The organism is Nocardioides aromaticivorans (assembly GCF_013408525.1).
In the GTDB taxonomy this organism is placed as follows: domain Bacteria; phylum Actinomycetota; class Actinomycetes; order Propionibacteriales; family Nocardioidaceae; genus Nocardioides; species Nocardioides aromaticivorans.
The window spans coordinates 2,211,117-2,223,980 of the sequence record NZ_JACBZM010000001.1; the positions used below are offsets into that span (position 1 = coordinate 2,211,117).

The 12,864-nt window shown below is 69.6% G+C and carries 9 protein-coding genes; 7 read left to right on the forward strand and 2 right to left on the reverse strand.

Annotated features, from left to right (window positions below; genetic code table 11):
• The first annotated feature begins 21 nt into the window (after positions 1-21).
• From BJ993_RS10395 to BJ993_RS10405, 3 genes are read left to right on the forward strand one after another with little or no spacing between them, the layout of a single operon-like run.
• Positions 22-381, forward strand: coding sequence for a hypothetical protein (locus tag BJ993_RS10395; RefSeq protein WP_179648711.1), 360 nt, complete (start codon positions 22-24; stop codon positions 379-381).
• Positions 378-791 (forward strand): cupredoxin domain-containing protein, encoded by a 414-nt coding sequence (locus BJ993_RS10400; RefSeq protein WP_179648712.1) that lies wholly within the window; start codon positions 378-380, stop codon positions 789-791. The genes BJ993_RS10395 and BJ993_RS10400 overlap by 4 nt, the downstream gene beginning before the upstream one ends.
• A complete protein-coding gene (locus BJ993_RS10405; RefSeq protein ID WP_179648713.1) occupies positions 788-2,134 on the forward strand; it encodes a hypothetical protein in 1,347 nt (448 codons plus the stop codon). Before BJ993_RS10400 ends, BJ993_RS10405 begins: the two co-directional genes overlap by 4 nt.
• Positions 2,135-2,149: 15 nt before the next feature.
• Here BJ993_RS10405 and BJ993_RS10410 read toward each other — a convergent pair whose 3' ends face one another.
• Positions 2,150-5,536, reverse strand: a complete 3,387-nt coding sequence (locus BJ993_RS10410; RefSeq protein ID WP_179648714.1) for a pyruvate carboxylase — start codon at positions 5,534-5,536, stop codon at positions 2,150-2,152.
• Between the two features lie 114 nt (positions 5,537-5,650).
• Complete coding sequence (gene ald, locus BJ993_RS10415) at positions 5,651-6,766, reverse strand: alanine dehydrogenase (RefSeq protein WP_179648715.1); 1,116 nt, start codon at positions 6,764-6,766, stop codon at positions 5,651-5,653.
• 208 nt (positions 6,767-6,974) lie between these two features.
• On the opposite strand from ald, the gene BJ993_RS10420 reads away from it, so the two are divergent.
• The 4 genes from BJ993_RS10420 to BJ993_RS10435 all read left to right on the forward strand — a co-directional run bounded on the left by BJ993_RS10420 (position 6,975) and on the right by BJ993_RS10435 (position 12,793).
• Positions 6,975-8,507 carry an APC family permease gene (locus BJ993_RS10420; protein ID WP_179648716.1) on the forward strand — a complete coding sequence of 511 codons (1,533 nt, stop codon included), beginning with the start codon at positions 6,975-6,977 and terminating at the stop codon, positions 8,505-8,507.
• 81 nt (positions 8,508-8,588) lie between these two features.
• Positions 8,589-10,049, forward strand: coding sequence for an NAD(P)/FAD-dependent oxidoreductase (locus BJ993_RS10425; RefSeq protein WP_308645535.1), 1,461 nt, complete (start codon positions 8,589-8,591; stop codon positions 10,047-10,049).
• Between the two features lie 107 nt (positions 10,050-10,156).
• Complete coding sequence (locus tag BJ993_RS10430) at positions 10,157-11,272, forward strand: alcohol dehydrogenase catalytic domain-containing protein (RefSeq protein WP_179648717.1); 1,116 nt, start codon at positions 10,157-10,159, stop codon at positions 11,270-11,272.
• Between the two features lie 48 nt (positions 11,273-11,320).
• Positions 11,321-12,793 carry an aldehyde dehydrogenase family protein gene (locus BJ993_RS10435; RefSeq protein WP_179648718.1) on the forward strand — a complete coding sequence of 491 codons (1,473 nt, stop codon included), beginning with the start codon at positions 11,321-11,323 and terminating at the stop codon, positions 12,791-12,793.
• Positions 12,794-12,864: the final 71 nt, after the last annotated feature.

Genomic DNA, 12,864 nt, shown 5'->3' on the forward strand with positions numbered 1-12,864 from the left:
TCGGCGACCGGACTCGTCGCAGTGGCGATCCTCGTCGGAGCCGGGTTGTCCGGTTGCGGCGGGGAGTCGAAGCAGGAGGCGAAACCGACGATCACCGACCCCACCGAGCTGGTGGATGGCGCTGCCATCGAGTACAAGGCGAAGGAGTCGTTCGAGCCTCAGCGCCTGAAGGCGATCCAGGGACAGTTCCTCTTCGTCGCCGTCGTGAGCGACACGACCGGTCAGCTCGACTTGGAGGGCGATGAGTCCGTCAAGCAAGCGGTCAAGCCGGGCAAGCTCGCGACGGTTGTGGTCAACGCCGTCGAGACCGGTGAGTTCGACCTCACCCTTCGTCACGACGGTGAGAAGACGGTGCTGGCGACGGTCGAGGTCGCCGAATGAACGTCCCGGCCGTCCGGGCGCTCGGCGGATCGGTCTGGGCCGCGCTGTTGCTCGTCCTGACAGCGTGGGCGTGCTCGGTGGAAGACCCCGAGCCGGGGGCGGCAGCCACCGAGAACCACGCGGAGTCCGGCCACGGGACCGAGGCCGAGGGTCCCCAACGTTCGATCGAGGTGCGGAACGGCGAGGTGGTGGGGGGAGTGCAGCAACTCGAGGTCAGCCTGGGCGAGTCGGTGACGATCGAGGTCCTGTCGGACGAGGCGGACGAGATGCACGTCCACGGCTACGATCTCGCCGAGGACCTCGAGGCCGGAGAGCCCGGAGCTGTCACCTTCGACGCCGACATCCCCGGGGAGTTCGACGTCGAGCTGGAGGATCACCACCTCTCCCTGATCGTGCTTCGTGTGCGATGAGAGCGCTGACCGAGGCCGTCAGCCGCGGCGAGATCCTCGCTCATGGAATCGGTGGGCGGTCGGACCTCCCGGTCGCGCCATGGCTTGCCACCTACGCAGGTGTCGCGGTCGTCGCGGTGTCCTTCTTTGTCGCTACGGCGCTCTGGGCCAAACCGCGGTGGGAAGGCAGGCCGGGTGAGGCCCGCCTCGACGTGCTCGGACGAATCGTGGACTCAGCGCTCGCCCGAGCCTCGGCACGGACGCTGGGAGTCCTTCTTCTGGTTGGTTTCCTGGTCGTGGGGTGGATGGGGCCCGACGACCTCGGCCGGGCGAACCCCGCGCCGACGTGGTTCTACGCCTGGTTCTGGGTCGGACTCGTCCCGCTCTCTTTGTTGTTCGGCCCGGTCTGGAAGCGACTCAACCCGCTGCGCACCATCGCGTCCGCGGCCTCGATCCTGAACCCGGCACAGGTTCGTCTGCCTCAGGCCGTCGGGATGTGGCCCGCAGTGGTCGGCCTCGTCGCCTTTCTCTGGCTTGAGCTCGTGTACGACGGCGCCGCATCGCCGCGGACGGTTGCCTGGTTCGTGTTCTGGTACGCCGTGGTGCAGGTCGTTGCCGGCGTCGTGTTCGGACCGCGGTGGTTCGAGCGCGGTGACGGCTTCGAGGTCTACTCGACCATGGTGTCGCGAGCGTCGCCGTGGGGTCGCGACGCCCACGGTCGCCTGGTACTGCGGAATCCGATGCGCGGTATTGCGGAGACGCCGGCCAGTCCGGCCCTGACGCCGGTCGTCGTGACGGTCCTCGGATCAACCGTCTTCGACGGGATCAGCCGGTCCAGTTGGTGGGCTGGCCGAATTGCCGACACCACTCGCGCCGAGTACCTGCTCGTCGGCACCGTCGGGCTGGCCGGTGCGATCGCCGCGGTCGGCGCCACCTTCGGACTTGCCGTGGCGCTGACGCGTGGGTTCGTCGCTGCCGACCGTGCGAACGGGCGCGGAGTGGCGGCCCTCTTCGCGCCGTCGCTCATCCCGATTGCGATCGGCTACACGTTCGCCCACTACCTGTCCTTCGCCATCTTCCAGGGCCAGCAGGGCTACCTGCTGGCCAACGACCCGTTGGGTCGGGGATGGGACCTTCTCGGCCTCACCGGCAGGACGGTGGACTACACGATCGTGACGACCTCCCAGATCGCGTTCCTGCAGATCGCCGCGATCGTCGTCGGACACGTGGTCGCGGTCCTGTCGGCACACGACCGCTCGCTGGCTGTACTTCGGCGCGGTGACGGTATGCGGGGTCAGTACCCGCTGGTGCTGGTGATGATCGCCTACACCGGCGGCGGGATCGTCCTCCTGGCCGGAGGCTGATCCCGCCCGCGGGGCTCAGCCGAGCACGGCGACCAGGTCCTGCCCCTCGACGGCCCGGGTGCCGGTGATGACCGTACGGACGACGGTTCCGGCGTGGGGCGCGGTGATGGCCGCCTCCATCTTCATCGCCTCGATGGTCGCCAGACGGTCGCCGGACTCGACCTGGTCACCCTCGGTGACCACGACGGTGACCACACCCTGGAACGGCGCCGCAATCTGGCGTGGATCGCTCAGGTCGGCCTTCTCTGCGGCGCCCAGGTCCACCGCGATACTGCGGTCGCGTGCACTCACTGGCCGCAGCTGGCCGTTCAGCCGGCACATGACGGTGCGGTAGCCGCGTTCGTCGGGGGCCCCGATGGCTTCCAGCTCGACCAAGAGGCGCCGTCCGTCACCCAGGTCGACGGCGTGCTCGGCTCCCGGTTGAAGGCCGTAGAGGTACTCGAGGGTGGGCACGACCGACACGTCCCCGTGGGCGGCGCGGGTTGCCAGGAAGTCGGCCGTCGGCCCCGGGAACAGCAGTGTGTTGAGCGTCGCGCGGCGGTCGCTGGCCAGTCCCTTGACCTGGGCGTCGGTCAGGTCTGCCGCAAGCGGCGCGCAACTCTTACCGGCCAGCGCCTTCGAGCGGAACGGCTCGGGCCAGCCGCCGGGCGGGTCGCCGAGCTCGCCGTTGAGGAAGCCGATGACGGAGTCGGGGATGTCGAAGCGGCCGGGCTCGGCCTCGAACGCGGCCGGGTCGGCGCCGGCGGCGACGAGCGAGAGGGCGAGGTCGCCGATCACCTTGGACGACGGGGTCACCTTCGGGACGTTGCCGAGGATCCGGTTGGCGGCGGCGTACATGTCCTCGACCTGCTCGAACTTCTCGCCGAGGCCGAGCGCGATCGCCTGCTGGCGCAGGTTGGAGAGCTGGCCGCCGGGGATCTCGTGGGTGTAGACGCGCCCGGTGGGCGCGGGCAGGCCGGACTCGAACGGCGCGTAGAGCCGGCGGGTCGCCTCCCAGTAGGGCTCGAGCGCGTTGACGCCGTCCAGCGACAGGCCGGTCTCGCGCGCGGAGTGGTCGGTGGTCGCGACGAGCGCGGACAGGGCCGGCTGCGACGTCGTGCCGGACATCGAGGCGCAGGCCGCGTCCACGGCGTCCACGCCCGCGTCGATCGCGGCGAGGAGGGTGGCGAGCTGTCCGCCGGGGGTGTCGTGGGTGTGCAGGTGCACCGGCAGGTCGAAGCGCTCGCGCAGCGCCGTGACCAGCGTGCGCGCGGCGGGGGCGCGGAGCAGGCCGGCCATGTCCTTGATCGCCAGCACGTGGGCGCCGGCGTCGACGATCTGCTCGGCCAGGCGCAGGTAGTAGTCGAGCGTGTAGAGCTTCTCTCCGGGTGAGGACAGGTCGCCGGTGTAGCAGAGCGCGACCTCGGCGACGGTCGTGCCGGTCTCGCGGACGGCGTCGATCGCGGGCCGCATCTGGTCGACGTCGTTGAGGGCGTCGAAGATCCGGAAGACGTCGATGCCGGTGGCGGCGGCCTCCTCGACGAAGGCCTGCGTCACCGCCGTCGGGTACGGCGTGTAGCCGACCGTGTTGCGCCCGCGGAGCAGCATCTGCAGGCAGATGTTGGGCACGGCCTCGCGCAGCGCGGCGAGCCGCTCCCACGGGTCCTCGGCGAGGAAGCGGAGCGCGACGTCGTACGTCGCTCCGCCCCAGGCCTCCAGCGACCACAGCTGCGGGGTGAGCCGGGCGACGTGGCCGGCGACGCCGAGCAGGTCGATGGTGCGCACCCGGGTCGCGAGCAGGGACTGGTGGGCGTCGCGGAAGGTGGTGTCGGTGACCGCGACGCCGGTGCGGGCGCGCAGCTCGGCCGCGAAGGCGTCCGGGCCCACGGCGAGCAGCTGCTGGCGGGAGCCGTCCGGCACGGGGAGCGACCGGTCGAGCACCGGGAGCTTCTGCCCGGGACGCAGGGCGACGGGGGCTTCGCCATACGGCTTGTTGACGGTCACATCGGCCAGGAAGTCCAACAGCCGAGCGCCGCGATCGCCGGCAGCGCGCGTCGCGAGCAGCTCGGGCCGGCGTTCGATGAAGGACGTCGTGATTGACCCGTCCAGGAACGGCTGGTCGCCCAGAAGTGCCGTCACGAAGGGAATGTTGGTCTCCACTCCACGGATCTTGAACTCGCCGAGCGCCCGACGTGCTCGGCGGACGGCGTCCGGGAAGGACCCTCCGCGGCACGTGAGCTTGGCGAGCATCGAGTCGAAGTGGGGAGACACGTCTGCACCGGCGTGCACCGTGCCCGCGTCGACCCGGACGCCCGGGCCGCCGGGCGCGCGGAATCCGGTGATCTTGCCGATGTCGGGGCGGAAGCCGTTGGCGGGGTCCTCGGTGGTGATCCGGCACTGCAGCGCAGCTCCACGCAGACGGATGGCCTTCTGGTTCAGCCCCAGGTCGGCGAGGGTCTCGCCGGCGGCGATCCGCATCTGCGACTGCACGAGGTCGACGTCGGTGACCTCCTCGGTGACCGTGTGCTCGACCTGGATGCGGGGGTTCATCTCGATGAAGACGTAGTTGCCGGCCGGGTCGAGCAGGAACTCCACCGTGCCGGCGTTCTTGTAGCCGATCTCGCGCGCGAAGCGCACCGCGTCGGCGCACATCCGGTCCCGGATCTCCGGGTCCAGGTTGGGCGCGGGGGCGATCTCCACGACCTTCTGGTGGCGCCGCTGGACGGAGCAGTCGCGCTCGTAGAGGTGGATCGTGCCCTCGTCCGTGCCGGTGCCGTCGGCGAGGACCTGCACCTCGATGTGGCGCGGGTCGACGACGGCCTGCTCGATGAACACGGTCGGGTCGCCGAAGGCGGCCTCCGCCTCGCGCATGCAGGTCTCGATCGCCTCGCGCAGCTGCTCACGGTCGTCGACGCGACGCATGCCGCGGCCGCCGCCACCGGCGACGGCCTTGACGAAGAGCGGAGCCGGGATCGCCTCGGCGTCCGCCACGAGGGCGTCGACGTCGGTCGACGGGTCGACGCTCTGCAGGGTCGGTACGCCGGCCGCCTTGGCCGCCGCGATCGCGCGCGCCTTGTTGCCGGTCAGTTCCAGCACGGTCGAGTCGGGCCCGATGAAGGTGATGCCGGCCTCGGCGCAGGCCTCGGCGAGCGCGGGGTTCTCCGACAGGAAGCCGTAGCCCGGGTAGATCGCGTCCGCCCCGCAGGCCACCGCCGTCGCGACGATGGCCTCCGGGTCGAGGTAGGCCCGCACCGGGTGCCCCCGCTCACCGATCTCGTAGGCCTCGTCGGCCTTGAACCGGTGCTCGGACCACCGGTCCTCGTAGGGAAAGACGGCGACCGTCTTGGCGCCGACCTCCCATGCGGCACGGAAGGCACGGATGGCGATCTCGCCACGGTTGGCGACAAGGATCTTGTTGAACATGACACTCCTGAGCTGTGCGGCGGGCATGCAGAAGCGGCGCCGACGCGGCCCGTGACTGGAAGGGTGGCCGCGCCGGCGCCGCGAAGGCGTCGGCTGGGAGCTGACGCCGGCGACTCAGGCCAGAACCGAGTCGAGCTCAGTCGCCTCGATGCCGACGGCCTCGGCGACCGGCTTGTTGGTCAGCTGCGCCGCGTGGGTGTTGAGGCCGAGTGCGAGGCTGCGGTCGTCGCGGCACGCCTGCGCCCAACCCTTGTCTGCGAGAGCGACCGTGTAGGGGAGGGTGGCGTTCGTGAGCGCGTAGGTCGACGTGTTCGGCACCGCTCCGGGCATGTTCGCCACGCAGTAGAACGTCGAGTTGTGCACCTGGTACGTCGGATCGGCGTGCGTGGTCGCGTGGCTGTCCTCGAAGCAACCACCCTGGTCGATCGCGATGTCGACGAGCACGGAGCCGGGCTTCATCTGCGCGACGAGGTCGTTCGAGATGAGCTTGGGCGCGGCGGCGCCGGGGATGAGCACGGCGCCGATCACGAGGTCGGCCTGCTTGACCTGCTGCTCGAGGGTCAGCCTCGACGACGCGAGGCCGTGGACGCGGTTGTTGTAGCGCCAGAACGACATCCGCAGCTTGTCGAGGTCGGTGTCGAGGAGGGTGACGTCGGCACCCATGCCGAGCGCGATGTTCGCGGCGTTCTGGCCCGAGACACCGGCGCCGATGATGACGACCTTGGCGTTCGCGACACCGCCGACGCCGCCCATCAGGACGCCCCGGCCGCCCTGGGCCTTCATCAGCGCGTGCGCGCCGACCTGGGGCGCGAGGCAGCCGGCGACCTCGGACATCGGGTAGAGCAGCGGCAGGGCACCCGAGGGCAGCTGCACGGTCTCGTAGGCGATGCCGGTGACCTTGCGGGCGAGCAGCTCCTCGGTGAGCGGCTTGTCGGCGGCGAGGTGGAGGTAGGTGAAGAGGGTCTGACCCTCCTGCATCCGCGCGTACTCCTCCGCGATGGGCTCCTTCACCTTCAGGACCATCTCCGCCGACCCCCATACGTCGTCGGCATTGTCGAGGATCTTGGCGCCGGCTCCGACGTACTCGGCGTCAGTGATCGAGGAGCCGACACCGGCTCCCGCCTCGATCACGACGTCGTGCCCCCGCGAGACCAGCTCGTGCACGCCGACCGGCGTGATGGCCACCCGGTACTCGTGGTTCTTGACTTCCTTGGGTACGCCGATCCGCATGATTCCTCCATCTAGGGCGTGAGTTTGCGCGGTTCAGTGTGGGTCGCACCCACCCGCACCCGGACAGTCCAGCGACGCACACACATGCGCCTCGATGTGTTCCGTGCGGCTATACGTGGCGTGGCTCACGCGGCCTAGTTTCAGCGAGTCCGAACACCGGCTCGTCCCATCGGGGTGACGCGCCCGACCATCCGAGGAGGATGTCCAGATGGGCCAGATCTCCGCATCCCAGTCCGGGGCTGGGAGCGTCTCCACGCAGCTTCTCCGCAGCTCGATCAACTTCCTACACATCGTGCTGATGGTGACCGCTGCGGCGGCGCCCCTGGTCGTCGCGTCGACCTACATCCCGATCTCGATGGCAGCGGGCGCCGGAATGGCGACCGCGTTGACCTATGCCGCGACCACGGCCATCCTGCTGATCTTCTCGGTTGGCTTCGCCCAGATGGCCAAGCGGATCACGTCCGCCGGCGCCTTCTACACGTTCTCAGCGCAGGGCCTCGGGCGTCCGATGGGCCTCAGCGTCGGGTTCGTCGTCCTCGCCGCCTACAGCATGATCTCTGCAGCGATCGTGGGCGGCTTCGGCTTCTACGGATCTGCGCTTCTCGACGAGCACTTCGGCCTGTCGGTCCCCTGGTACTGGGTGTCCATCACCGGTCTCGTGCTGATGTTCGTGATCTCCTACTTCAGGGTCACCTTCACGGCCCGCATCCTCGGGGTGCTGCTCGCACTCGAGGTGCTGGTCGTGCTCGTGGTCGCTCTGGCGACGGTCTTCTCCGGCGGCACCCAGGGCCAGCAGCCCGAGGCGTTCAATCCCGGCGAGTGGGGAGCCGCTCCTGCGGTCGGCATCGGCTTCTTCCTCGCGTTCTGGTCGTGGATCGGCTTCGAGACGACGGCGATCTACGGGGAGGAGACCCGCGACCCGAAGGAGAGCGTCCCGCGCGCGACCTACATCGCTGTCCTGACTCTCGGCATCTTCTACACGTTCGTCGCGTACGCCGGCACGGTCGGCTTCGGCGACGACTCTCCCGCCCAGGCGGGCACGCTGATCGACCAGTACTTCTTCGTTCTGGCCGACTCGCACACGTTCGGATTCATGCGGACCTTGATGGACTTCCTTGTGGTCTCCGGCTTCTTCGCCTGCGCGTTCGCGTTCCACAACAACGCCTCGCGGTACTTCTACTCGCTGGGTCGCGACGGCATCCTGCCGCGTGCGCTGGGCCGGACCCACGAGCAGCACAAGTCGCCGCACGTCGCGGCCGGCGTGCAGGCCACGATCGCGATCACCGCCGTTGCCATCTTTGCGATCGGTGGAGCCGACCCGCTGGTCCACCTCGCAACCTGGCTGCCCATCTTCTGCACGCTTGCCGTGCTGCTGGTGCAGTTCCTCGTCTGCCTGGCGGTGATCGGCTACTTCAACCGAGTCGGACGGGTCACCGGCGCTGACTGGGCGAAGACGCTCGCTGCTCCCGTCGTGGGTGCCGTCGCGCAGGGCGCGGTCATGTACCTGCTGGTCAACAACCTCAGCTTCCTCGCGGGAGGTGACGTCATGGTCGTCAAGCTGATCCCGCTCTACGTTGCGGTCATCGCGGTCGCCGGCTTCCTCTACGCCCTGTGGCTCCGCTCGAGCGACCCCGACCGCTACGCGACCATCGGCGACCTGCACGACGACGAGCTCGAGGAGCTCTTCATCGACGAGCAGTACGTCGAGTCCGGCCTGGAGCACGACCGCAGGGTCGACTGACCTCCAGGCAAACCGGATCCGGGCAGCGGTGGCGGGGGTCGCCGCTGCCCGGAGCCCTTCCTTCCACGAGGAGATCTGAACGTGACGAGTTCGTTGCCTGCCGATCGCGAGAAGCAGCACCGGGTGGTGGTCATCGGTTCCGGGTTCGGTGGCCTGTTCGGCGCTCGGGCGCTGCGCCATTCCCACGTCGACGTGACGATGATCGCGAAGACGACGCACCACCTCTTCCAGCCGCTGCTCTACCAAGTGGCGACCGGCATCCTCTCCGAGGGCGAGATCGCGCCCCCGACCCGCGAGGTGCTCGCCAACCAGAAGAACGCCCAGGTCCTGCTGGGCGAGGTCACCGAGATCGACCTCGCTGCACGCGAAGTGAGGTCGACTGCCCGAGGCGAGGAGTTGGTGACGCCGTACGACTCGCTCATCGTCGCCGCCGGCGCCGGCCAGTCCTACTTCGGCAACGACCACTTCGCCGAGTTCGCCCCCGGCATGAAGAGCATCGACGACGCCCTCGAGCTGCGCGGCCGTATCTTCGGCGCCTTCGAGATGGCCGAGCTCGGCGCGGCCCGTGGCGAGAACGTCGACCACCTGCTGACCTTCGTGGTCGTCGGCGCCGGCCCGACCGGTGTGGAGATGGCCGGCCAGATCGCTGAGCTCGCGCACCGCACGCTGACCCGCGACTTCCGCGCCATCTCGACCCGCCAGGCGCGGGTCATCCTCGTCGACGCGGCGCCGCAGGTGCTGCCGCCGTTCGGCGCCAAGCTCGGCAAGTGGACCCAGGAGAAGCTGGAGAAGCTCGGTGTCGAGGTCATGCTCGGCGCCTTGGTCTCCGAGGTCGACGAGCGCGGCCTGACCGTGAAGTACAAGGACGGCAGCTCCGCGCGGATCGAGGCCGTCGCCAAGGTGTGGGCCGCCGGTGTCCAGGCCAACCCGCTGGGCCAGCAGCTCTCCGCCCAGACCGGTGCCCCGCTCGACCGGGCGGGCCGAATCTCGGTCAACCCCGACCTCACCCTGCCGGGCTACCCCGAGGTCTTCGTGGTCGGCGACATGATCTCGCTCAACAACCTCCCGGGTGTCGCGCAGGTCGCGATCCAGGGCGCCAATCACGCAGCGAAGCTCATCAACCGACGCGTGAACGGATTCCCCCGCGACGACGCGTTCCGCTATCGCGACAAGGGCTCGATGGCCATCGTCGGACGTTTCCGCGCGGTCGCGATGGTCGGCCGGCTGCGGCTGACCGGTCTCCTGGCCTGGTTGATGTGGCTCGTCGTCCACCTCTTCTACATCGTGGGGTTCAAGAACCGCATCACATCGGTGATGGACTGGGCCGTCTCCTTCCTCGGCAAGGGCCGCTCGGAGCGCACCTTCACCGAGCAGCAGATCTTCGGCCGGCTCGCCTTGGCACAAGTGGCCGATGAACGACCTACGGCGGTTGGCACGCCGGCCGTCCCCGGACGTTTGCCCAGCGGCGATGCAGCCCCGGTTGACGACGGCCGCCTGGTCGGTGTCGCAGTAGTGGCAGCAGTGCACAGCCGTGCGTTCTGACCGGTGCACGGCAGACGTTGTCGCCGCGTATCGGCGCCGCGACGATCGGAGAGCGTCCCGCCAGCGGTCTTGCCCCGACACCTTGGGACATCGACAGGAGAGCTACGTTGCCCACCACCATCACCGCCGCCGTCCTTCGTGAGGTCGGAGCGCCGCTCAGCCTCGAGTCCGTGCTGATCGATGACCCGCTCGACAATGAGGTGCTGGTCAGGGTCGAACGCGTGGGCCTCTGCCACAGCGACCTCCACTACGTGCACGGCTCCTTGTCGATCGACCTGCCGACAGTCCTGGGGCACGAGGTCGCGGGTGTCGTCGATCGTGTCGGCGCCGCAGTGACACGCTTCGCGCCCGGAGACCGGGTGGTCGCCACGGTGACGCCGGCGTGCGGCATGTGCGACCAGTGTCTCCGCGGTCGGCCCACCCAGTGCCAGCGTGTCGACATCGTTCGCGCGCGGCCGCGTCCGAAGCACTGGTTGCCGAACAGCGATGCCCTCGGCGCCCTCGGAGGGGTCGGGGCATTCGCCGAGGCCATCCTCGTGGGCGAGGGCTCGCTGGCGACGGTCGACGATGCGCTCCCGTTCGAGGTGGCCTGTCTCCTCGGCTGCTGCATCACCACGGGTGTCGGCGCCGTCGTGCACGGTGCCGGCATCGGTCCCAACGACACGGTTGCCGTGATCGGCTGTGGCGGCGTCGGCGTCTCCGCGATCCAGGGCGCCCGCATCGCGGGTGCTCGCCGAGTCGTCGCGATCGACGCCGTTCCGGCCAAGCTCGAGGCAGCCAAGCGCCTGGGAGCAACCGACGTCTTGGTGGCATCGGCAGACGCCGACGAGACCGTTGCGGCCCTGCATGCCCTCGTCCCGGGCGGGGTGGACCATGCGATCGAGGCGGTCGGACGAACGGCGACGGCCGAGCTGGCGTTCGCGTGCCTGGCGCCCACGGGAGCTGCCACCATCCTCGGGTTGATGCCCGAGGGCTCCCGCCTGTCGCTGCCGGCCGACGCGCTCGTCTACGGCGACCGCACTGTTCGTGGTGCCTACATGGGAGCGAACCGCTTCCTGAGTGATGTCGCCATGTTCACCGACCACTACCGGGCTGGCCGGCTCGACCTCGACGCCATGGTCACCCGAGTCGTCGACTTCGGCGACATCAACGACGGGCTCGCGGCGATGAGCGATCCCGACACCGTCCGGATCGTCGTCGACATGACATCCGCCCGCGCCTGACGCCGGCGCCACGCATCCCTCCCCATCACTGCGACAGGAAGCCGAGCCATGGCCGCGACTCACGAACCCAAGCAACAGATCGACTACATCGACGGCGCGTGGTCCGTCCCGGCGCACCAGCTCCCGGGAACGCTGGACGACCCCAACACTGGTGAGGTCCGCCAGCACCAGGTCGCGACCGACGCGGCCGAGGTCGAGCGCGCGCTTGCCGCTGCGCACACGCTCCACGCCGACGGATCGTGGGAGGCGGCGGGGACGGAGGCACGGATCGCACTCCTCGACCGGCTCGCCGACGGGCTGGATGCCCGCTCGGCCGAGATCGGCTTCGAGGATGCGATGGGCAACGGCAACCCGTTGCGGATCGCGACCCAGATGGCGAGATATCTCGGACCGCGGGTCCGCTCGGCACGCGACCAGCTCCTCGAAGTCGGCACCGGAACGGACCTCGACGGCAGCGGTCGCCCGGTTCGCCTCCTGCGCCGTCCGCTCGGCCCGGCGGCAGTGCTGGCTCCCTGGAACGCCCCCACCTTCGTGGGTGTGGCGAAGCTGGCGAGCGCCCTCGCTGCCGGCTGCCCGGTGATCCTCAAGCCGTCCGAATGGGCGCCCGCGGGCTGCCAGATCGTCGCTGAGGTGCTGGCCCAAGCCGTCGACGACCTTGACCTCCCGCCCGCGGTCTTCCAGCTCGTGCACGGTGCAGCGGCGGTCGGAGCGCAGGTCGTCGGCGACCCCCGGATCCGCGCCGTCTCCTTCACCGGTGGCGGCGCTGGCGGCCGTGCGGTCGCAGCAGCGGCAGCGCCCCACTTCGCCGCACTGCAACTCGAGCTCGGCGGGCACAACCCGGCGGTCGTCCTGCAGGACGCCGACATCTCGGTCACAGCCGCTGCGCTCGTCGACGGCATGACCAAGCTCAACGGCCAGTGGTGCGAGGCTCCCGGCAAGGTGATCGTCCACGAGTCCCGTCACGACGAGCTGGTGGACGCGCTCCTCGACGAGCTGCGCTCTCGCACCGTCGGGCACTGCATGGACGACGCGACGGACGTCGGGCCGATCGCACACTCCTCCCACCGCGACCACCTGACGGGCCGGATCAACGACCTGGTCGCTCGCGGAGGCAAGGCACTCACGGTCAACGAGCTCCCCGACCTGTCCGGTTGGTTCCTCGCGCCGACACTCGTCGTCGGTACGGCCGCGGAGGACTCGACGGCAGAGCTGTTCGGCCCGGTGATGTCGGTGCACGCGTCCAGCAGCGACGACTCCTCCATCGCTGCGGCGACCGGCCCCGAGACGGGCCTCGCCGGCTTCGTCTTCGGAGCGGACGTCGACCGGGCACTGGGAGCTGCTGCCCGGATCCCGGCCGGCGAGGTCCGGGTCAACGGGTGCAAGCTCGCGGACCTCGCCGACGGCTCCGAGCAGACCTTCTGGAACTCGGCAGGCATGGGTGGTCACGGACCGACGGACATGGTGCGCTTCTTCCAGGGCAGCCAGGTCGTGGGTCTCGACGACCCCGCTCTCCCGATCTGACCAGTGCCCCACGGAATCGTTCCTGAGAGGTTGGCCCGCATGACTGCCGAGCGTCCCCCGGCCCCGACGCG

Coding starts and splice junctions, on each gene's coding strand:
- BJ993_RS10420 (WP_179648716.1), top strand. CDS start 6,975: ATGGGCCAGATCTCCGCATCCCAGTCCGGGGCTGGGAGCGTCTCCACG.
- BJ993_RS10405 (WP_179648713.1), top strand. CDS start 788: ATGAGAGCGCTGACCGAGGCCGTCAGCCGCGGCGAGATCCTCGCTCAT.
- BJ993_RS10410 (WP_179648714.1), bottom strand. CDS start 5,536: ATGTTCAACAAGATCCTTGTCGCCAACCGTGGCGAGATCGCCATCCGT.
- BJ993_RS10435 (WP_179648718.1), top strand. CDS start 11,321: ATGGCCGCGACTCACGAACCCAAGCAACAGATCGACTACATCGACGGC.
- ald (WP_179648715.1), bottom strand. CDS start 6,766: ATGCGGATCGGCGTACCCAAGGAAGTCAAGAACCACGAGTACCGGGTG.
- BJ993_RS10400 (WP_179648712.1), top strand. CDS start 378: ATGAACGTCCCGGCCGTCCGGGCGCTCGGCGGATCGGTCTGGGCCGCG.